The sequence below is a fragment of the Pedobacter sp. genome, from assembly GCF_039594775.1.
Taxonomy (GTDB): Bacteria; Bacteroidota; Bacteroidia; order Sphingobacteriales; family Sphingobacteriaceae; genus Pedobacter.
Genome location: NZ_JBCNMT010000002.1, coordinates 361,651 through 381,158, shown reverse-complemented (window position 1 = coordinate 381,158; position 19,508 = coordinate 361,651). Strand labels below are relative to the sequence as shown.

General features: G+C 38.6%; 22 protein-coding genes. 14 read left to right on the top strand and 8 right to left on the bottom strand.

The annotated features are described in order from the left end of the window. The first annotated feature begins 143 nt into the window (after positions 1-143). A complete protein-coding gene (locus ABDV71_RS07770) occupies positions 144-2,180 on the top strand; it encodes a M13 family metallopeptidase (RefSeq protein WP_343531882.1) in 2,037 nt (678 codons plus the stop codon). A gap of 100 nt (positions 2,181-2,280) precedes the next feature. Here the strand turns inward: ABDV71_RS07770 and ABDV71_RS07765 are convergent, their stop codons facing one another. Next, a complete protein-coding gene (locus ABDV71_RS07765; protein WP_343531881.1) occupies positions 2,281-2,709 on the bottom strand; it encodes an MmcQ/YjbR family DNA-binding protein in 429 nt (142 codons plus the stop codon). 326 nt (positions 2,710-3,035) lie between these two features. Between ABDV71_RS07765 and mnmD the strand changes: the two genes are divergently transcribed. The 5 genes from mnmD (at position 3,036) to ABDV71_RS07740 (ending at position 6,484) form a co-directional block, all read left to right on the top strand. Beyond that, positions 3,036-3,707 (top strand): tRNA (5-methylaminomethyl-2-thiouridine)(34)-methyltransferase MnmD, encoded by a 672-nt coding sequence (gene mnmD, locus ABDV71_RS07760; protein ID WP_343531880.1) that lies wholly within the window; start codon positions 3,036-3,038, stop codon positions 3,705-3,707. A gap of 58 nt (positions 3,708-3,765) precedes the next feature. After that, entirely contained in the window at positions 3,766-4,878 is a 1,113-nt protein-coding gene (locus ABDV71_RS07755) for an AI-2E family transporter (protein WP_343531879.1), read from the top strand. Next, positions 4,871-5,182 (top strand): hypothetical protein, encoded by a 312-nt coding sequence (locus ABDV71_RS07750; protein WP_343531878.1) that lies wholly within the window; start codon positions 4,871-4,873, stop codon positions 5,180-5,182. Before ABDV71_RS07755 ends, ABDV71_RS07750 begins: the two co-directional genes overlap by 8 nt. Positions 5,183-5,194: 12 nt before the next feature. Beyond that, positions 5,195-6,001 carry a nucleoside triphosphate pyrophosphohydrolase gene (gene mazG, locus ABDV71_RS07745; RefSeq protein ID WP_343531877.1) on the top strand — a complete coding sequence of 269 codons (807 nt, stop codon included), beginning with the start codon at positions 5,195-5,197 and terminating at the stop codon, positions 5,999-6,001. Positions 6,002-6,121: 120 nt separating this feature from the next. After that, complete coding sequence (locus ABDV71_RS07740; RefSeq protein ID WP_343531876.1) at positions 6,122-6,484, top strand: DUF1801 domain-containing protein; 363 nt, start codon at positions 6,122-6,124, stop codon at positions 6,482-6,484. A 151-nt stretch (positions 6,485-6,635) separates the two neighbouring features. Here ABDV71_RS07740 and ABDV71_RS07735 read toward each other — a convergent pair whose 3' ends face one another. Continuing rightward, complete coding sequence (locus ABDV71_RS07735) at positions 6,636-7,034, bottom strand: RNA-binding S4 domain-containing protein (RefSeq protein WP_343531875.1); 399 nt, start codon at positions 7,032-7,034, stop codon at positions 6,636-6,638. 151 nt (positions 7,035-7,185) lie between these two features. Here ABDV71_RS07735 and ABDV71_RS07730 point away from each other — a divergent pair, with 151 nt between their 5' ends. Further along, entirely contained in the window at positions 7,186-8,004 is an 819-nt protein-coding gene (locus ABDV71_RS07730; RefSeq protein ID WP_343531874.1) for a 2,3,4,5-tetrahydropyridine-2,6-dicarboxylate N-succinyltransferase, read from the top strand. A 72-nt stretch (positions 8,005-8,076) separates the two neighbouring features. On the opposite strand, the gene ABDV71_RS07725 is transcribed toward ABDV71_RS07730, so the two are convergent. Beyond that, positions 8,077-8,628: a DUF4136 domain-containing protein gene (locus ABDV71_RS07725; protein WP_343531873.1), complete on the bottom strand. Its 552-nt coding sequence runs from the start codon at positions 8,626-8,628 to the stop codon at positions 8,077-8,079. A 166-nt stretch (positions 8,629-8,794) separates the two neighbouring features. Between ABDV71_RS07725 and ABDV71_RS07720 the strand changes: the two genes are divergently transcribed. The 7 genes from ABDV71_RS07720 (at position 8,795) to ABDV71_RS07690 (ending at position 14,934) form a co-directional block, all read left to right on the top strand. After that, the gene (locus ABDV71_RS07720) at positions 8,795-9,358 is read left to right on the top strand and encodes an L-threonylcarbamoyladenylate synthase (protein ID WP_343531872.1); all 564 of its coding nucleotides are present in this window, start codon (positions 8,795-8,797) and stop codon (positions 9,356-9,358) included. Between the two features lie 115 nt (positions 9,359-9,473). After that, complete coding sequence (locus ABDV71_RS07715) at positions 9,474-10,910, top strand: HD domain-containing protein (protein ID WP_343531871.1); 1,437 nt, start codon at positions 9,474-9,476, stop codon at positions 10,908-10,910. 129 nt (positions 10,911-11,039) lie between these two features. Next, positions 11,040-11,693 (top strand): hypothetical protein, encoded by a 654-nt coding sequence (locus tag ABDV71_RS07710; protein WP_343531870.1) that lies wholly within the window; start codon positions 11,040-11,042, stop codon positions 11,691-11,693. Between the two features lie 77 nt (positions 11,694-11,770). Then, the gene (gene miaA / locus ABDV71_RS07705; protein ID WP_343531869.1) at positions 11,771-12,691 is read left to right on the top strand and encodes a tRNA (adenosine(37)-N6)-dimethylallyltransferase MiaA; all 921 of its coding nucleotides are present in this window, start codon (positions 11,771-11,773) and stop codon (positions 12,689-12,691) included. 36 nt (positions 12,692-12,727) lie between these two features. Further along, positions 12,728-13,237, top strand: a complete 510-nt coding sequence (locus ABDV71_RS07700) for a hypothetical protein (protein ID WP_343531868.1) — start codon at positions 12,728-12,730, stop codon at positions 13,235-13,237. An 89-nt stretch (positions 13,238-13,326) separates the two neighbouring features. Continuing rightward, on the top strand, positions 13,327-14,358 hold the full coding sequence (locus ABDV71_RS07695) for an LLM class flavin-dependent oxidoreductase (protein ID WP_343531867.1): 1,032 nt from the start codon (positions 13,327-13,329) through the stop codon (positions 14,356-14,358). Between the two features lie 198 nt (positions 14,359-14,556). Then, positions 14,557-14,934 carry a DUF423 domain-containing protein gene (locus ABDV71_RS07690; RefSeq protein WP_343531866.1) on the top strand — a complete coding sequence of 126 codons (378 nt, stop codon included), beginning with the start codon at positions 14,557-14,559 and terminating at the stop codon, positions 14,932-14,934. 198 nt (positions 14,935-15,132) lie between these two features. On the opposite strand, the gene ABDV71_RS07685 is transcribed toward ABDV71_RS07690, so the two are convergent. The 5 genes from ABDV71_RS07685 to kbl form a co-directional block, all read right to left on the bottom strand. Continuing rightward, positions 15,133-15,708: a TetR/AcrR family transcriptional regulator gene (locus ABDV71_RS07685; protein WP_113646812.1), complete on the bottom strand. Its 576-nt coding sequence runs from the start codon at positions 15,706-15,708 to the stop codon at positions 15,133-15,135. Continuing rightward, positions 15,708-16,115 carry a hypothetical protein gene (locus ABDV71_RS07680; protein ID WP_343531865.1) on the bottom strand — a complete coding sequence of 136 codons (408 nt, stop codon included), beginning with the start codon at positions 16,113-16,115 and terminating at the stop codon, positions 15,708-15,710. The genes ABDV71_RS07685 and ABDV71_RS07680 overlap by 1 nt, the downstream gene beginning before the upstream one ends. Before the next feature lie 2 nt (positions 16,116-16,117). Beyond that, positions 16,118-17,158, bottom strand: coding sequence for a phenylalanine--tRNA ligase subunit alpha (gene pheS / locus ABDV71_RS07675; protein ID WP_343531864.1), 1,041 nt, complete (start codon positions 17,156-17,158; stop codon positions 16,118-16,120). Between the two features lie 108 nt (positions 17,159-17,266). Next, positions 17,267-18,178 carry an alpha/beta hydrolase gene (locus tag ABDV71_RS07670; RefSeq protein ID WP_343531863.1) on the bottom strand — a complete coding sequence of 304 codons (912 nt, stop codon included), beginning with the start codon at positions 18,176-18,178 and terminating at the stop codon, positions 17,267-17,269. Between the two features lie 81 nt (positions 18,179-18,259). Further along, positions 18,260-19,453 carry a glycine C-acetyltransferase gene (gene kbl, locus ABDV71_RS07665; RefSeq protein WP_343531862.1) on the bottom strand — a complete coding sequence of 398 codons (1,194 nt, stop codon included), beginning with the start codon at positions 19,451-19,453 and terminating at the stop codon, positions 18,260-18,262. Positions 19,454-19,508: the final 55 nt, after the last annotated feature.

Genomic DNA, 19,508 nt, shown 5'->3' with positions numbered 1-19,508 from the left:
TATTTCTATTAATATTTCCAATCACATTTTCATTTTCGTTAATTTTCATCCTTTAAATTTAAATATTAATGAAGGCCATACCTTTTTACGCCATTTCTTTCCGAAATTGGCGATGGCATTTATGACTAACTTATCACAAAAAAATGAATATCAATCAGTTTAAAACTTTTTTTGCGGCCCTTGGTGTTGTTACCGTAGGCGTTGCAAATGCCCAAACTCCTATCAAAAAGTTTATTGACCCGGCGAACATGGATTTAAATGTGAAACCTGGAGATGACTTTTATCAGTATGCTAGCGGTACCTGGGTAAAAAACAATCCTGTTCCTGCCAAAGAAACACGCTGGGGCTCTTTTAACGAACTACGTGACTTTAACGTAAACGCAGTAAGAAGCCTAGTAGAAGCTGCCGCTGCCGACAAATCTGCTCCCGCAGGTTCAGTGACAAAACGTGTAGGCGATTTTTACGCTGCTGCGATGGATAGTGTAACCATCGAAAAATTAGGCTATACTCCAATTAAAGCCGATTTAGAAAAAGTGAAGCAAATCAACTCACTTCAGGATGTATTGAACTTCACTACCTACATGCGCACTAACGGACTTGGCGGTGCTCTTTATGGCTTTGGTGTTGGCCAGGACAGAAAAAATGTAAACAAATACATGGTTAACATTTCGCAAGGTGGAACTACCCTTGGCGATAGAGACTATTATTTGAAGGATGATAGCCGTAGCGTAAAGATCAGGGAGGCGTATGATACGTATATGACTACACTTTTCAAGCTAATTGGTTACACTGATGCTGTTGCTCAACAAAAAGCAAAAACAGTTTTCACCATTGAAAAAGCATTAGCCGAGGCACAAATGAGTCGCCTAGAAATGCGTGACCCTTATAAAACCTATAACAAACTAACGGTTGCAGATTTCAATAAGGTAATTCCTAACATTAATTGGACTAATACTTTAACTCAATTAAAGGTTGCCGGTCAAGATACTGTTTTGGTGAACTCACCTGCATTCTTCAAATCGTTAAACAACTTATTAACTGCTACTTCAGTTGCTGATTGGAAAACTTATTTAGAGTGGAACATTTTAAAAGGTTCTGCTGGTAGTTTAAGTTCTCCTTTTGTAAAAGCAAACTTTGCCTTTACGCAAGCGCAAACTGGACAAAAGGTTCAAACTCCACGTTGGCAACGCATGTCATCGTTAACCGATGGCGTACTGGGTGATTTATTAGGCCAATTATATGTAGCTAAATATTTCAAACCAGCAGCAAAAGCTCGTATGGACGAAATGATTGCTAATCTACGCAAGGCTTTCGAAATCCGTATTAAAGGACTAGAATGGATGAGCGATGAAACCAAGCAAAAAGCTTTGGCTAAACTTCATGCTTTTAGACCAAAAGTTGGTTACACCACCAAATGGAGAAACTACGATGGTTTAGTGATTAGCAGAACTACTTATTTCCAAAACTTACGTAATGCTAGTAAATGGGCTTACGCTGAGAACATTGGTCAGTTAGGCAAACCTGTAGACAGAGAGCGTTTTGGCATGACTCCTCCAACGGTGAATGCTTACTACAGCCCAACGTTGAATGAAATTGTATTCCCAGCTGGCATTTTACAATTTCCTTTCTTCCACCCAGATGCTGATGATGCGATTAACTACGGCGGTATTGGTGCAGTTATTGGTCACGAAATGAGCCATGGTTTTGACGATACTGGTAGCCAGTACGACAAAGATGGTAACTTGAAAAACTGGTGGACTGACGAAGACAGAGCTAAATTTAATGCCAAAACAAAATTATTAGGCGAGCAATTTGACAAATACACTGTTTTAGATACGATACACGTAAATGGTAAATTCACCATGGGCGAAAACATTGGCGACTTAGGTGGATTAAATGCTGCTTATACTGCTTTCAAAATGACTAAGCAAGGCCAAAGCAACGAAAAAATTGATGGGTTTACGCCTGACCAACGTTTCTTTTTGGCTTGGGCACAAGTTTGGAGAGGCAATGTTTTACCTGAAACCGCAGCACAGTTAATCAAAACGGATACGCACTCACCTGGTCCTTACAGAACTATTGGAGCTCCAGTAAACATGGATGCTTGGTACAAAGCGTTTGATGTACAGCCTGGCGACAAACTTTACAAAAAACCAGAGGACAGAATTAAACTTTGGTAATCGGTTAATTCGATGATTTGACCATTAGCTAATTCAAAAATGATAGAATTAGCTAATGGTCATTTTTTTTAACACCATTGGTTGATCGGCCAATTCACTATCAATTATATTTCGCCTGTATTTTCTTAGGCAGCTTGCTCAACACTAGCTCTCTAGAACGCTCAATCCGTTGCTTCAATTCCTGAACACCAAAAACATCTAACCCATCCACAAAAACCCATTGCTTTCTGGCAAAATGTGGCGCCTGTTTTATTCCGTCTCTTGCCGCCAGTTCTTCAAATTCCTCGGGAGTACATTTCATGCAAAATCCGTGGGTATCCAAATCCACCAACACAAATATTTTCTCCTCAATCATAAAACAAAGGTGTTCCCATTTCATGCCTTCGGTGGTTCCCGGTAACCCAAGGCAGTACTCTCTAAAACTTTCAATATCCATCATAATAAGATTAAAGAACAAAGATAAAAGATAAGAGAACAAAGATTTTAGTTTGCTAATTATTAGAAAAGCATTGATAGTATTACTATTCATGGCCACACCCGCTTTTTGCTACAATCTTTTTGTCAACCCTATCATCCAAACCTCGTAGGTTTCGAAAACCTACGAGGTTTCTAGCCCCCCACGCCACAAAAAGTATTTCCCTGCCTACCGTAGGCAGGCGCTGCAATCGGGTTTATAAAGCAAGTGTATTGCACAGGTTTAAGTAATTTAAACCCGATTGCAGCGGTATCCTTGGAGCGAAGCGGAAAGATATAGCGTAAAGCGGGGCCAAAAGAGCCAAAAACATCAAAGCACCTTTCCAAAAATCCAATCATAAACAATGTAGCAATACGGCAATTTAAGTTTAATTTTGCCTCATGAACATCCTTACCCAAACCGCCGACGGCTCTAATACTTTGTTTAACGAAGAAGTTGGCGAGCATTACCATTCGGCACATGGAGCATTGCAAGAAAGCAAACACGTTTTTATTGAGGCTGGCTTAAAACACGGATTAGAAAAATCAGGCGCCAATGAAATCAGTATTTTAGAGGTGGGTTTTGGCACTGGATTGAATTTTTTATTGAGCTATGCACATTGCGAAAGCCTAAATAAAAAGCTTAAATATCATTCTATTGAGGCTTTTCCGTTATCTCAAGAAGTCATTGCCTCTACGGCATACCAACAATATGTGCCGCAAAATATTTGGGGCTCGTTCATCACTAAATATGATGATTCCTTGAACCATGAGGTTAAGGTTTCTGAAAATTGCAGCTTGGAAATTAGCCACACCACGTTACAAAATTTCACCACCAATAAACAGTTTGATGTAATTTATTATGATGCATTTTCGGTGAGGCACCAGCCTGAATTATGGACCAATGAAATCATAGCCCATACTTGTAGCTTTCTGAAAACCGGAGGTATTTTTGTAACCTACGCCATTACGGGCAATCTCAAAAGAGCTGTTAAAAGCTGCGGTTTTGAGATTGAAAAACTTCCTGGGGCACCCGGAAAAAGAGAAATGTTAAGGGCCTTTAAAACCATTTAGGCAAATAACTGTCTAAAGTGTAGATTTTTTCGTAATTTATTCCTGTTAAATAAACCCTATGCAAATACAACTACCATTTATTGTAAGGCTTACCCTCGCCCTCTTTTCCATTTTGATGTTGGGGTACTTGGCCATTCTTGGAAAAAGCTTACTTTCGCCGCTTTTATTTGCATTGTTGTTGGCTTTTTTAATGCTGCCTTTGGCAAACTTTTTAGAAACCAAACTGCGTTTAAAGCGAAGCATAGCCACCATACTCACGGTAATCATTATGCTAGGCGTATTATACGGCATTGGCCATTTTTTTGCCATACAACTGAGCGAGCTATGGAGCGATTGGCCTTTATTGGAGAAACAAGTAACCAATTCGTTTCACGAGCTACAGCATTGGATCTCCAAAACATTCCATGTAAATATTAGTAAACAGGAAACTTATTTAGCAGATAGCGCCGAAAAAGCACTAGCTACCAGCGCTACGGTAATTGGCACCACACTCATCACGCTGTCGTCGAGTTTATTGTTTGTAGCTTTCACTTTATTATTCACTTTCTTCCTACTCAATTACCGACGTCTGTTGTATAAATTCCTCACCTCGGTTTTTGTAGAAGACCATAGAACCAAAGTAAGTGAAACGGTTAATGAAATACAGTACATCATCAAAAAATACATCACCGGGCTCTTCATCCAAATGATTATCGTGAGCATACTCATGGTACTTACCCTTTCCATTTTAGATGTAAAATATGCTATCTTATTAGGTTTGGTTGCCGGAATTTTTAACATCATTCCATACTTGGGAATTTCTATTGCGCTAATTATTAGCGTGCTGATAACTTTCGCCACCGCTGGTGCAACTAAAGCTTTTTTTGTACTGCTTGCTTATGCTGGCGTACACGCTATTGATGGCAATATTTTAATGCCGTTAATTGTAGGCTCAAAAGTTAAAATTAATGCATTAATTGCCTTTATTGGCATTGTGATTGGTGAAATGTTATGGGGAATATCGGGCATGTTCCTTTGTATGCCTTATTTGGCCATGCTCAAAATCATTTTCCAAAAAGTAGATAATTTACAAGCTTGGGCAATATTATTGGGGGAAGAACAGAAATTAGTGGTTAAGAAAAAGCGAACGCCACTTTTTGCGAAAAAGAAAAAAATCGAAGCAGATGAATAAAGCCAATGGTCAATCTTCAAAGTCCACCCACATCCTTAGCACTTCCGCCAACCTATTGGGTTTCTGCTTTGTAGTACTTACTTCAACCAAAATCAATAAGCTTGACCAGGCTAGTTTTATTGACGAAGGAGCCGCTTTGGCCGTTATGTGTTTTATGAGTAGTTGTTTGTTATCATTTTTGGCCATCAGAAATAAAATTGAATTACGTTCAATTAAATTGGAAAAACTGGCCGATGTTTTATTTCTTTGCGGGCTGATTACCCTCTCGCTCACTACTATTTTAATCACATTCAACATCATATAAATCATATAAGCTATGCCTGCCAACATTCCTCCTTTAAGTTCTTCAACTCCCGATGGTGCTTTTTTAAGATTGTTAAACGTATTGGACACTTTACGCACACAATGTCCATGGGACAAAAAGCAAACCATGGAAACCTTGAGGCATTTAACTATCGAGGAAACCTACGAACTTTCTGACGCCATTTTAGAAGGCGACATGCAGGAAATCAAGAAGGAACTGGGCGATGTGATGATGCACTTGGTTTTCTATGCCAGAATTGCCGATGAACAAAGTGAATTTAATATTACTGATGTGCTTAATGGTGTTTGCGACAAGTTGATTAGCAGACACCCACATATTTACGGAGATGTAGAGGCTGACACGGAGGAACAAGTAAAACGAAACTGGGAAAAACTAAAGCTGAAAGAAGGTAATAAATCAGTATTAGCGGGAGTACCTACTTCCCTACCGGCCCTTGTGAAAGCCAGTCGCATACAGGAAAAGGCTAGAGGTGTTGGTTTCGATTGGGAAGAAAAGCAACAGGTTTGGGAAAAAGTAGAAGAAGAACTACAAGAGTTTAAAGATGAGTTCAACATTGCCGATGGCAAAGAAATAAACATAGAAAAAGCTGAAGGAGAATTTGGCGATTTACTTTTCTCTTTGGTCAACTACGCTCGATTTATTGATATTAACCCAGAAAATGCCTTAGAGAAGACGAACAAGAAGTTCATTAAACGTTTCCAATATCTAGAAGAAAAAGCAAAAGCAAATGGAAAGGCTTTACAGGATATGACCTTGGCTGAAATGGATGTGTATTGGAATGAGGCGAAGAAACTATAGGATGTTTTATTTATTTACCACCTAAGACATTTAAGAACATTTTAGTTGCACATAAACAAACTTAGATGGGCTAAGGTGCCTAAGGTGTTAATTTAATTAATATTTCCTAAATAATCAAGTATGGAAAAATACACCACTGTTGACGAATACATCTCCTCTTTTCCTGCAGAAACTCAAAAGACATTACAGCAATTAAGGGAAGATATACAACGAATGGTGCCAGAAGCTAAACAAAAAATAGGCTATGGCATCCCAACTTTTACCCTAAACGGAAACCTTGTTCACTTTGCTGGTTATAAAAATCACATCGGACTTTATCCGGGCAGTAAGGCTATTGAAGTTTTCGCAGATAAATTGAAAGGTTACCATACCTCAAAAGGAACGGTACAATTTCCAATAGAGCAACCGTTACCCATGGCCTTGATCAAAGAATTAGTGGACTTCTGTGTGATTGAGAATTTAGCGAAAGTGAAGAAGAAGTAGGTTGTTATTTTTTTATTAACCACCTTAGACACCTAGGAACACCTTAGCACTGCGCAGCTTGAATGAACTTGTCTTAAATGGTTTAATTATTTTTTAACCACCTAAGAACACCTAAGTAACACCTTAACCAGATGACCTAAAATGGTTTAAACTAGTCCTCTTCAAAGAAAGTATCCAACAAATCATCCGTTTCGCGGCGGTCTTTTTTCGTTGGTCGTCCAGTTCCTCTATCTCTTCTTAGAGTCGGCGCATGAAACACCGATTTAAAGGCATGGGTTTCTTCTACAGGTGTTAAATCCTTATACTTAGTTACCGCAATTTTAGCATCGGTGCGATTATAAGAAAAATCAACCACCTCAAGTACCTTTCGCTCAACACCTTTGCTAATCTGATATACATCGCCAATTTTCACAATGGCCGATGGTTTGATGTTCTGCCCATTGAGCTTTACACGTCCAGCTTTACATGCATCGGTAGCCAAACTCCTAGTTTTAAAAACACGAATGGCCCAAAGATATTTATCTACACGTAGTTTCTCTGTTTCTCCCATAGTTCAAAATTAAGCAATATTGAGTATTTAGCCATTAGTATTTGGTAATTAGATATTCTATACTTCTTATTATACCCCAAAGCAATTTTAGTACTTAAATCTTTAACTTTTAACTTATAAAGCCTTATTTTGCATAAATTTTTAAGACAAGATGATTGCTGAACTAAAAAAACAAATAGAAGAAGCTTGGGAAGACAGAAGCTTATTACAATACAAAGAATACTCTGAAGCGATTGAAACCGTTATCCAACAACTTAATTGCGGCGAAATTAGAGTGGCAGAACCAGTTTTAAATGGCTGGGGCATTAACGAATGGGTTAAAAAAGCGGTAATTCTTTATTTCCCAATCAAACAAATGGGAGAAACCAAAGCTGGTCCTTTTGTTTTCCACGATAAAATGGATCTAAAAACCGATTATAAAGAAAAAGGTGTGCGTGTAGTACCTATGGCTAGTGCTCGTTATGGAGCTTTCTTGGCTCCAGGTGTAATTATGATGCCTTCTTATGTAAATATTGGTGCTTATGTTGACGAAGGCACCATGGTAGATACTTGGGCAACCGTAGGTTCATGTGCCCAAATTGGAAAACGTGTTCACTTAAGTGGTGGTGTAGGTATTGGTGGTGTTTTAGAGCCCGTACAAGCTGCTCCAGTAATTATTGAGGATGACTGTTTCCTAGGTTCAAGAGCTATTGTTGTGGAAGGTGTACGTGTGGAGAAAGAAGCGGTACTAGGTGCTAACGTAGTATTAACAGCTTCTACTAAAATTATCGATGTAACTGGTCCAGAACCTGTAGAATACAAAGGCATTGTTCCTGCTCGTTCAGTAGTTATTCCAGGTTCTTACACTAAAAAATTCCCTTCTGGCGAATATCAAGTGCCATGTGCCTTGATCATTGGGAAACGTAAAGAATCTACAGATAAGAAAACTTCTCTTAACGATGCATTGAGAGAAAACAATGTAGCTGTCTAATTTCAGCTTCAAATTAAAGGTTATGAACTATGAGGTTAATCCCCGTAATTCATAACCTTTTGTATTTTACCACTACTTAGAATACGGTGGATATTGCGCTAAAATTTCTTTCACCCCTTCGTTAATTCTCTCTTCTCTATTTTTAAAGCTATCCAAGTTAAATCCATCGCCACGGCCGTGCCAAACATGCATTTTTGTTTTTGGGTCTAAAAAATCGATGATGAATAAGCCTTCTTGGTAACGGTCAACACTACGCATTCCACCTCCCCAAAATGGCCCCCAGCCCCAACCCCAGCCTCCTCGCCATCCCCATGGGCTATAAAAACCATTGTCGTACACATCGGTACGCTCACGTTTCATCACCACCAAGTTGACAAATAGATCTGGATTGGCTGCCTTTGTAAAGCCCTTAGCTTGCATTTCAGCATCAACGGCCGCCATCATTCGTTTTTTATCCAAGCCATTTACCTCAAGTTTTTCCAGCCCCTTCTCATAAAAATTGTAGGTTTTGTAGCTTTTAAAATCTGCTTCTTTATCAAAATCTGATGCGACACGTAAACTAGTACAGGCGGACAGCAGTACAGCAACTACCAAAAAACCACCTAATTTTTTTAATGAGTTCATAACATTTGTGTGTTTCGTTATACATTCATTTATCAATATAAATTTAACGATAACTTTTTGTGTTTTATATAAGCCTAACACATCTGTAAGTCAAATGTTAGTGTAAAAAATGTAATAAATTAGGTAGATAAGCTTAGCATGTAATGTTTAACTTTGCCAAATGGTAATGAGAGAAGAAATCAACAAAGCATTAGAGGTACTTAAAAATGGCGGAGTAATCCTTTACCCTACAGATACTGTTTGGGGACTAGGCTGCGATGCTACCAACGAAGAAGCTGTTGCAAAGGTTAACGAAATCAAAGGTAGACCTGCTGAAAAAAGTTTAATCATATTGCTGGACACCGACAATAAACTGCAAAGTTATGTCAATGAAGTACCAGAAGTAGCCTACGATTTAATCGAGTATGCTGAAAAACCATTGACCGTAGTATTTTCAAATGCAAAAAATCTAGCCCCTAATGTTATCAATGCAGACGGCAGCGTAGGAATTAGAATACCTAAACATGATTTCTGCCAACAGTTGATACAACGTTTTCGCAAACCTATCGTATCTACCTCCTCAAATATTAGTGGTCAACCTACGCCTAGGTTTTTTGATGAAATAAGCGAAGAAGTTAAAGAGGCCGTTGATTATATCGTTGATTTGGAACAAGAAAACAGAACACCCAAACAACCTTCTACTATTGTTAAATTAGGTCCTAGCGGACAATTTGAGTTTATCAGGAAATAGTGTTTTCGCCATTGCGAGGTGTGAAGCAATCTCAACCATTTTCAGATGGCGACCTTTCGCTTTAAGATTGCTTTATCCGTAGTATTTAAAGGTTTTTCTTACTTTTGCAATCAATATGCAAATCAATCAACAGACTGGCGATACCAACTTTCCATTAAGTAAGATGGAAGCTCCCATTTTTAAAGTATTAGCCGAAACTGCCGAAAAAACCAACACAGAAATCTACGTTATTGGCGGATTTGTACGTGACCTTTACCTAGACCGTCCTTCCAAAGATATTGATGTAGTGGTGCTCGGCAATGGAATTGCATTTGCTGAAAAGGTAGGTCAAAAACTCAAAACCAACGTATCCGTTTTCAAAAATTTTGGCACGGCCATGTTGAAGCATTCAGATTTGGAAGTGGAGTTTGTAGGTGCACGTAAAGAAAGTTACAGAGCAAATTCCCGTAAACCAATTGTGGAAGATGGCACTTTAGAGGATGACCAATTGCGTAGGGACTTTACCATTAACGCCTTGGCAATTTCCTTAAACCCATCGAGTTTTGGCAAGGTGGTTGACCCTTTTAATGGCTTGGAGGATTTGGAAGACAAACTCATCCGTACGCCATTGGACCCTGTAGTTACCTTTTCTGACGACCCATTGCGAATGATGCGTGCCATCCGCTTTGCTAGCCAACTTCATTTCAAAATTGACCAAATGGCTGTTGATGCCATCAAATCACAAAAAGAACGTATAAAAATTGTTTCAAAAGAGCGCATCAGCGATGAGCTGAACAAGATTATTCTTTCTAAAAAACCATCAATTGGCTTCAATTACCTATTTGATACTGGTTTATTGGAATTAATATTTCCGCAAATGGCCAAGCTTTATGGGGTTGATGTGATCAAAGGCCGTGCACATAAAGACAACTTCTATCATACTTTAGAAGTTTTGGATAATATTTGTGAAACCACCGATGACCTTTGGCTACGCTGGGCCGCTATTCTTCATGACATTGCCAAACCTGCTACCAAACGTTTTGAAGAAGGCCACGGCTGGACTTTCCACGGACATGAAGACAGGGGTGCCCGCATGGTTCCCCAAATTTTTGCACAACTCAAACTTCCTTTGAACGAAAAAATGAAGTTTGTACAAAAATTGGTACTGTTACATTTACGCCCTATTGTTTTGGCACAGGATATCGTAACTGATTCGGCCGTAAGACGTTTGTTATTTGAAGCGGGTGAAGACATTGACAGCTTGATGTTACTTTGTAATGCAGACATCACCACGAAAAACGAATACAAAATCAAAAAATACCGCAACAACTTTGAATTGGTCAAACAAAAGCTCAAAGACGTAGAAGAACGGGACCAACTTCGCAACTGGCAACCCCCAATTTCAGGAAATGACATTATGGAAACTTTTGGACTTTCTGCGGGCAAGGAAGTAGGTATTTTAAAAAATGCTATTCGCGAGGCAATTTTAGAAGGCGATATCCCCAACAGTTACAAGGAAGCTTTTGATTATATGCTCCAAAAAGCCAAAGAGTTAGGGTTAAACCGTGTTTGATTCACAATTTCTAATTTATAAAAACACGATTTAACGATAACTGTTATACATCGGAGAACCAACTTTCGGACTTCCGGACTTCGAAGTTTTTTTATATTTTTACCCCACAATAAAGCAGTATTATAGGACATGGCCATTTATAGATTTAGAGTTTCTTTCGAAGATTACGATGATATCACACGTGAGATTGACATCAAAAGCAATCAAACTTTCGAAGATTTACATAGAGCTATACACCGCAGCACTGGATACAATGCCGATAAATCTTCGTCGTTTTACGTAAGTACCGATAACTGGATTAAAGGCGAAGAAATTGCTATACACCCTACGCAACGTAAAATCGATAATGGCGTAACTTTGATGGAGAAATCAAAACTGAGCAACTTTATCGAAGACCCGCATCAGAAATTCTATTATATCTACAATTTTGAAAGGCCATACGATTTCCATGTGGAACTGATCAAAATCATATTGGACAACGACCCTAAAATTGAATATCCGTACCTGGTAAAAAGCGTTGGCGAAGCTCCAAAAATTATCGACAAAAGCAATATTGACAGTATTGTAGCAAGCAGCTCAGCTGCCGATAATGATTTTGATTTTCTGAACGAAATGGATTTTGTGCCTGAGGATACCGATGAACTTGAAGCCATGGGAGGTAGAGGAATCAATGCTCAAGAAGAAGAGCATGATGAGGAAGAGGAAGAACAGGAAGATGAATATGGCGATGGCGAAGATGATTACGGTAACGACGACTACGGCAACGATAAAGACGACTATTAGCCGGAAAGTTTAAAGACCGAAAGTCAGAATTCTATTGTTAAAATCGAGCAGCTTTCAACCTATAACCCGTAAGCCAAATGAAACAAAAAACATTAATCGTTATTGTTGGGCCAACGGCAATTGGTAAAACTTCATTGGCTATTGAATTGGCCAAACACTATCAAACTGAAATTATTTCTGCCGACTCTAGACAGTTTTTCAAGGAAATGAGCATTGGTACTGCCAAACCTTCTGAAGAGGAGTTGGCGGCTGCCCCCCATCATTTCATTAATTCACATAGCATTACCCAACTTTTTAGTACTGGCGATTTTGAAGTACAAGCCTTAGCTTTAATGGAAAGATTATTTGCCAAGCATGATGTATTGGTAATGGTTGGCGGTTCTGGCTTATACATTAATGCTGTATGCAATGGTTTGGATGATATGCCCGAAATTGACCTCGATATTCGTGAAAAGCTTAACCAACAGTTTGCCGATGAAGGCATTGAAGCCATTAGAAAGCAATTGGCTACGCTTGACCCTGAATATTTCGCAAAGGTAGACCAAAGCAATCCGCAGCGTATGATCCGCGGTTTGGAAGTGATATTATCAACAGGGAAAAAATTAAGTTCGTTTCTCACTTCCAACAAAAAAGAGCGTCCATTCAATATTGTGAAAATAGGTTTGAATACCGACCGAGAAAAGCTTTACAATCAAATTAACCATCGGGTAGATTTGATGATGCAAGAAGGCTTGCTGGAAGAAGTAAAATCTTTGGAGGCTTATAAAGAATTGAATGCACTAAAGACAGTTGGCTATTCTGAAATTTTCGATTACTTAGATGGAAAAATTGACTTAGCTACTGCCATTGATAAGATTAAGCAAAACACTCGTCGATTTGCTAAAAGACAATTAACTTGGTTTAGGAAAGATGAGGATACAACTTGGTTTGAACCAAATCAATTAAGTGATATAATAGTATATCTAAATAATTCGCCAATAAAAGAGAAATTAAATTAAAGAGAATATATTAGCTTTAAATTAATAGCTACTACTATGAATATTAATTGGCAATATTTCCCCAAATCAGATTTAATCCCTTTGCATCTAAAGCAAATTATTGATGTATTTGAGCAGAAAATTCAATTGATAAGCTCAACTAATTATGACTTGAATAGCGATGAGGCCCTTCAGGCAATAAAATCAGATTTGACAGCACTAAATTATAAGGTAGAAACTTCCAAAAAAAAGGACGGAAAAATAAAAGTTCCTGTCCTATTTGGCAGGAATGGTAAACTTGAAAAATCATTCGATGCAGATGCTCATAATGAAGTCACCAAAACGGTAATCGAAGTTGAGGCAGGACGGGCTGTATCGAACTATCAATTCCTCAAAGACTTGTTTCAAGCTTGTGTTATGCATGACATAGATTACTTAGTAATTGCAGTTAGAAATAACTATCGAGAAAGCAAAGATTTTGAAAAAATGGTTTCATTTTTCGAGACTTTGTATGCTAGCAATAGATTAAAATTACCACTAAAGGGAATTTTAGCAATAGGGTATTAAGTAAAGGATTTAACAATTACATTTCTTAACATACATCAAAAACTTTAATCCTATATTGAAGTTATCTTTGTAACAAAGAAAGGAAATTTATGGAATTAGGTATTGGAATGTTTGGCGATTTACAAATTAACGCCAACGGTCAAGCACAACCAGCACAACAACGTTTACAAGAAATTATTGAGGAAATTAAACTCATGGACCAGGTAGGTCTGGACTTTTATGGCATTGGGGAGCATCACCGACCAGATTATGCGGTATCCACTCCAGAAATTATTCTTGCTGCAGCAGCCACAGTAACTAAAAACATCAAGTTAGGAAGTGCTGTTTCGGTACTGAGTTCCTCAGATCCTGTAAAACTTTATCAAAGCTTTGCTACGGTTGATTTAATTTCAAACGGTAGGGCTGAGTTAATGGCTGGCCGTGGTAGTTTTATCGAATCGTTCCCATTATTTGGCTATAACCTTGCCGATTATGATGAACTTTTTGAAGAGAAATTGAACCTTTTGGTGAAAATCAACCAACAGGATACCATTTCATGGAAAGGGAAATTTAGACCAGAACTAAAAGAACAACAGGTATTACCTCGTGCGGTAAATAACCATTTAAATATTTGGGTAGCTGTTGGTGGCACTCCAAATTCAGTAGTACGTGCAGGGAAACTAGGCTTACCCGTAATGTTTGCTATTATTGGTGGCAATCCAGAACAATTCCAGCCTTTGTTTGAGTACTATAAACAAGCTTACGAAGATAGTGGCCACGACATGAGCCAATTTAAAGTGGGCGTACATATGCATTCGTTTTTTGGAGAGGAAAGCCAAGCCACTGCCGACTATTATTACCCTGTTTATTCTGCACAAATGGACAGAATAGGCAAGTCGAGAGGATGGCCACCATTCCAACGTGGACAATTTGATTTTGGACGCTCAAAACATGGTGCTTTAATTATTGGAGATGCCAATGAAGCGGCAGAGAAAATATTGCAAATGCAAGAGCTATTTGGATTAACCCGCTTTTCGGCGCATATGGATGTAGGTGCACCTTCACATGAACACATGATGAAATCAATTGAGATTTTTGGGGACAAAATCGCACCACAAGTGAGAAAAGCTTTAGGAAAGTAATCAACCACTTTCGCTCTCCTTTTTGACGAGGGGTTAAAAAATATCAACCACATAGACACATAGCCGAGAAATCTTTAAATTAAGCAATTATCTTTAAAAATCTCTCGGCTACACTACGTTTCGCTCGAAATGACGACTCTATTTTTAGACAATCCGTTAACTTATCTTTAGGTCTTATTTCACTACCTTTACTGCTATATGAATAACCACTTAGTTATTGCTGTCGGAGCAGCCTTTGGAATTTTAGCAATTATTCTTGGTGCTTTCGGTGCTCATGCTTTAAAGAAAGTTTTATCTGCCGAGAAGTTGGCCTCTTTTGAAGTTGGCGTAAGGTATCAAACCTATAGTGCGCTGTTTCTGTTGGTGCTCGGTTATAACGCCAATTTAGAGCTAAGCCCTATCAAATGGGCTTTCTATTTGGTAACGATTGGTACCATCCTTTTTTCTTTTAGCATTTATCTTTTGTCGCTATCGGAATACCTAAAAAAGAGTTTCAAATTTTTAGGACCAATTACACCGCTAGGTGGTTTACTGATGATTATTGGCTGGGGCTGTTTGCTGTGCTCAGTTCTTTAGCGGTTTCTTAGTATAATATAAACCTTATAGGTTTTGAAAACCTGCGAGGTTTATTCTGAATGTATTTTTTGTTATTCTAAGCTTAACCCGTAGCGATTCTTCTGTAGAAAGGGCCTCGAAGCAACTACAAAGTATATTTCAAGGTCAAAGAATATACAGAGAGAGATTCCTCGTTCCTCGGAATGACAGCATGAAGGGTTATAATGCCGCTTTTACCAAATACGGCAATATTTCTTTTTGGAAGGTTACGAAGTTCTTGCGGACATCAGAATCGCTTACCGAGGTAAAGGCAAACGAGAACACAATGCTTTTGCTGGCTTTCAATAAAAATGCCAGTCCACCACGACGAGCGGGATTGTTTTTAAAATGGTCGAGTTCCAAGTAGGCTGATAACAACAGCGCTTCCAACTGATCAGAAAGATGCTTTAAGAATTCTTGTGAGTTAGCATTTTCACGAACAAAATCCCAACCGATAAACTCATTACAAGCCGTGAAAGAAAGTCGGCAGGTTTTCATTACCAATGCCTTTAAATGTTCCTCTTCACTAGCAAATTGTGCTTTATTAGATAAAATACCATGCAGGTTAACATCGAGGTAGTCCATCAAAATAAAATCGAGGATTTGCTCCTTGCTTTCGAAATACTTATAGATGGTAGCCTTGGCAATGCGAGCCTTTTTAGCAATTTCGTTGACACTGGTTTTGTGATAGCCGTATTTTCTAAATAGCTCCTTTGCGGCCCTAAGTATACTTTCTTTTATTTTCTCTGGCTCCATTAATTTCTTACTAATATTTGTTGCCCCGCGATATTCAAAGCATATCTTTTTAAAGCTCTTTTTGCGGGTGCTTTTTGCGGACTACCATCGAGCAATGAAAACTTACCGCCAGAACATGGGTCTAGGGCAAGGAATATACCATCTTCTGGTGTAACCGCACAAGCCTTTTCAGGGTTAACGGTGCTACATCGATCAAAAGCGACGTATTCATTGGTAGATATTCTCACGATAATTAAGCCTGCTACGCCCTGATTGGGTACCAATAAAATACCATTAGTGGCTCTAATACTAAATTCTGCAACCGTAATACTATAATTTACAGGATAATCTGGAATATAGTTTTCTTCTTTTCCGCATGATGCGAAGAACAATAAAAAAACAATTGCTATAGCCGCTAATTTCTTCATTTTTATATAATGGCCGATTGGTATTGTTTCAAGAAACGAACATCGTTTTCTGAGAACAAACGCAAATCTTTGATTTCGAATTTAAGGTTGGCAATACGTTCTATCCCCATACCAAAAGCAAAACCGCTGTATTTTTTGCTATCGATACCGCAATTTTCCAAAACATTTGGGTCAACCATACCACAGCCTAAAATTTCTACCCAACCACTTCCTTTACACATGTTACAACCTGCGCCTTTACAAATACTACAAGAAATATCCATTTCGGCAGATGGTTCTGTAAACGGGAAATAAGATGGACGGAAACGCACTTTGGTACCTTCGCCATAAAGTTCTTGCACAAAGTAGAAAAGTGTTTGCTTCAAATCTGCAAATGATACCTTCTCATCTACATACAAGCCTTCTACTTGATGGAAAAAGCAATGTGCTCTGGCTGAAATCGCTTCGTTACGATAAACACGACCTGGCATTAAGGCTCTGAATGGAGGCTGACCTGCTTCCATCATTCTCACCTGTACCGATGAAGTGTGGGTACGAAGGGCAATATCGCCATTCTCACCTCCTTTTTTGATGAAGAAGGTATCTTGCATATCCCTTGCAGGGTGCTCTTCTGGGAAATTAAGGGCCGAGAAGTTATGCCAATCATCTTCAATTTCTGGACCTTCGGCAACGCTGAAGCCTAATTTATTAAAGATTTCGATGATTTCTCTACGTACAATGGCCAATGGATGACGCGTACCTATCTCAAAACCTTCTCCTGGCAAGGTCAAATCAAGTTGATTGCTTTCCGAAGTGTCTTGTAATGCCGAAATCGTTTCGTTTAAAGTTTGAAATTTAGCTTCTGCCAGTTGCTTAAACTCATTCAACACCTTCCCCAAGGTTCTTTTCTCCTCTGGTGAAACGGCCTTAAATTCATCAAACAAATCTTTGATAATACCTTTGGTTCCCAGAAAACGTATTCTGAACTGTTCTAGCTCTGCTGCATTAGCGGTAGAAAACGCATTGATTTCGTTAGTGTATTGCGTTATTTGGTCTTGTAACATGCGCCAAATATACAGGATTTTCTCCTATATATTTGTCAAGGCGAGTTCAAAAACAAAGTTAAATGGCTATTACAGCCATAAAATGAACCCAAACCTATAACATATCTATTACAAATTAGCGTTTAGGTAAGCTAAGAGCTCCACAAACACCAGTTGAATATTTCCTACTTTGGTAAAACTGTGATCTGCCCCAGCAATTTGTACAAATTTGTTAGGTACACCTAGTTGATTTAATTTGACTGTGAAAGCATCAAAAGTTACTCTGCCCTGTTTTGGAAAATCGCCCACTACATTATTTTCTGGGAAGATAGTTAAGGTTGGGATTTTTTGGTTTGGATTAGCGACATACAAAGGGCTAATAGCCTTATAATGTTGTTCATTAGCCACACTTACTTCAAAGCCCGTATATCGATAACCCATCTCTAAAATATAAGATGGCAGCAAATGATAAGAAGGAATATCGGTGAAGGTTTGGTCCAAGGCCCCAGCCAAATTTGCTACCACCTTTACTTTATTGGTATTTTTGTTTCCGTAGCTATAAAGCAAACCTAAGGTTGCCCCAGCACTATGTCCAGCAACGGCAATTCTGCTTTTACTCACCTGCCATTCATCTGCATGGGCAATGGTATAATCGACAGCGGAGCTTACATCGTCTACCTGATGTTGAATCAATATGGCACTCTGCTTGTGGGTTACAGGATTAGTTTGCAAACCGCTGGCATCTACCAAACGATAGTTAATGTTGACTACCGCAAAATTTCTCCGAACCAATTCTTCTACTATCGAACTATATTCGCTTTTATCGCCACCAATAAAGCTACCCCCGTGTACAAATACTACCACTTTGGTTTCTGAATTTCTGTTCGCGGGCAAATAAACATCCATATTTTGCAAAGCGCTACTGCCATAACTCACGTTCAGCTTTGTTTCGGCTTTTAGCGATTGACTGCTTGATTTTTTACAAGAAGTAATAAATATGGATAGAACGATGAAGCAAAAGCTTTGCAAAGAAATTTTCATGCGCTAAATCATTTTTAATCACATTGTTGAAGATGTTAAAATCAGCAGCTCCAACAATGTGAGTTTTAATGGCTTTAAAAACTAGTTTTTAATTACGCCCAATTCTCTACCTACTTTGGTAAAGGCAGCGATAGCTTTGTCTAAATGATGTTGATCATGCGCCGCTGAAAGCTGTACCCTAATGCGAGCCTTACCTTGCGGCACTACTGGATAAAAGAAGCCAATCACATAAATGCCTTCCTCTAACATTTTAGCAGCAAACTCTTGAGCAACTTTAGCATCATATAGCATTACCGGAACAATGGGATGGAAACCTGGCTTAATATCGAAGCCTGCTTCGGTCATTTTCTCTCTAAAATATTTAGTGTTATATTCTAATTTATCACGTAAAGTGGTTGTTTCACTTAACATATCTAGTACCGCTACCGATGCCCCAGCAATAGAAGGTGCCAAAGTATTTGAAAACAGGTATGGACGTGAACGTTGGCGCAACATATCTACAATTTCCTTACGCCCAGAAGTAAATCCACCAGAAGCACCACCTAAGGCTTTTCCTAAAGTACCTGTAATGATATCGATACGACCCATTACATTAAAATGCTCGTGAGTACCTCTACCTGTTTTACCAATAAATCCAGAACAGTGCGATTCGTCAATCATCACCAAAGCCTCGTATTTATCTGCCAAGTCACAAATTTTATCCAAAGGAGCAACCGAACCATCCATAGAAAAAGCGCCATCGGTAACAATCATTCGGTGACGACAATCTTTCGCAGCAATCAATTGCTTTTCCAAATCTTCCATGTCGCAGTTTTTATAGCGGAAACGTTGCGCTTTGCACAAACGCACGCCATCAATAATAGAAGCATGGTTCAATTCGTCGGAAATAATGGCATCTTCTGGGCCTAACAAAGGCTCAAAAACACCACCATTAGCATCAAAAGCAGCTGCATAAAGAATAGTATCTTCCGTACCTAAAAACTCCGAAATCTTTTTCTCTAGTTCTTTATGAATATCTTGCGTACCACAGATAAACCTAACGGATGACATCCCATAACCATATTTATCAATTGCCTCTTTGGCAGCATCAATCACTTTTGGATGCGATGATAAGCCCAAGTAATTATTTGCACAAAAATTAATTACCTCATCACCAGTGCTTACTTTAATATCTGCACCTTGTGGGGTAATGATAATTCTCTCTTTTTTATATAGCCCTGCTTGCTCAATTTCGGCAAGTTCTTTTTGTAAAACGGGTTGTAAGGTTTTATACATGGTCTTATTTTAATAGATTTAACACAAATATAGTATTTTGGTTGTTGTGCAACCT

Excerpts from the sequence above, each read along its gene's own strand:
- ABDV71_RS07770 (WP_343531882.1), top strand. The coding sequence starts at position 144 with ATGAATATCAATCAGTTTAAAACTTTTTTTGCGGCCCTTGGTGTTGTT.
- ABDV71_RS07765 (WP_343531881.1), bottom strand. The coding sequence starts at position 2,709 with ATGAATAGTAATACTATCAATGCTTTTCTAATAATTAGCAAACTAAAA.
- mnmD (WP_343531880.1), top strand. The coding sequence starts at position 3,036 with ATGAACATCCTTACCCAAACCGCCGACGGCTCTAATACTTTGTTTAAC.
- ABDV71_RS07755 (WP_343531879.1), top strand. The coding sequence starts at position 3,766 with ATGCAAATACAACTACCATTTATTGTAAGGCTTACCCTCGCCCTCTTT.
- ABDV71_RS07750 (WP_343531878.1), top strand. The coding sequence starts at position 4,871 with ATGAATAAAGCCAATGGTCAATCTTCAAAGTCCACCCACATCCTTAGC.
- mazG (WP_343531877.1), top strand. The coding sequence starts at position 5,195 with ATGCCTGCCAACATTCCTCCTTTAAGTTCTTCAACTCCCGATGGTGCT.
- ABDV71_RS07740 (WP_343531876.1), top strand. The coding sequence starts at position 6,122 with ATGGAAAAATACACCACTGTTGACGAATACATCTCCTCTTTTCCTGCA.
- ABDV71_RS07735 (WP_343531875.1), bottom strand. The coding sequence starts at position 7,034 with ATGGGAGAAACAGAGAAACTACGTGTAGATAAATATCTTTGGGCCATT.
- ABDV71_RS07730 (WP_343531874.1), top strand. The coding sequence starts at position 7,186 with ATGATTGCTGAACTAAAAAAACAAATAGAAGAAGCTTGGGAAGACAGA.
- ABDV71_RS07725 (WP_343531873.1), bottom strand. The coding sequence starts at position 8,628 with ATGAACTCATTAAAAAAATTAGGTGGTTTTTTGGTAGTTGCTGTACTG.
- ABDV71_RS07720 (WP_343531872.1), top strand. The coding sequence starts at position 8,795 with ATGAGAGAAGAAATCAACAAAGCATTAGAGGTACTTAAAAATGGCGGA.
- ABDV71_RS07715 (WP_343531871.1), top strand. The coding sequence starts at position 9,474 with ATGCAAATCAATCAACAGACTGGCGATACCAACTTTCCATTAAGTAAG.
- ABDV71_RS07710 (WP_343531870.1), top strand. The coding sequence starts at position 11,040 with ATGGCCATTTATAGATTTAGAGTTTCTTTCGAAGATTACGATGATATC.
- miaA (WP_343531869.1), top strand. The coding sequence starts at position 11,771 with ATGAAACAAAAAACATTAATCGTTATTGTTGGGCCAACGGCAATTGGT.
- ABDV71_RS07700 (WP_343531868.1), top strand. The coding sequence starts at position 12,728 with ATGAATATTAATTGGCAATATTTCCCCAAATCAGATTTAATCCCTTTG.
- ABDV71_RS07695 (WP_343531867.1), top strand. The coding sequence starts at position 13,327 with ATGGAATTAGGTATTGGAATGTTTGGCGATTTACAAATTAACGCCAAC.
- ABDV71_RS07690 (WP_343531866.1), top strand. The coding sequence starts at position 14,557 with ATGAATAACCACTTAGTTATTGCTGTCGGAGCAGCCTTTGGAATTTTA.
- ABDV71_RS07685 (WP_113646812.1), bottom strand. The coding sequence starts at position 15,708 with ATGGAGCCAGAGAAAATAAAAGAAAGTATACTTAGGGCCGCAAAGGAG.
- ABDV71_RS07680 (WP_343531865.1), bottom strand. The coding sequence starts at position 16,115 with ATGAAGAAATTAGCGGCTATAGCAATTGTTTTTTTATTGTTCTTCGCA.
- pheS (WP_343531864.1), bottom strand. The coding sequence starts at position 17,158 with ATGTTACAAGACCAAATAACGCAATACACTAACGAAATCAATGCGTTT.
- ABDV71_RS07670 (WP_343531863.1), bottom strand. The coding sequence starts at position 18,178 with ATGAAAATTTCTTTGCAAAGCTTTTGCTTCATCGTTCTATCCATATTT.
- kbl (WP_343531862.1), bottom strand. The coding sequence starts at position 19,453 with ATGTATAAAACCTTACAACCCGTTTTACAAAAAGAACTTGCCGAAATT.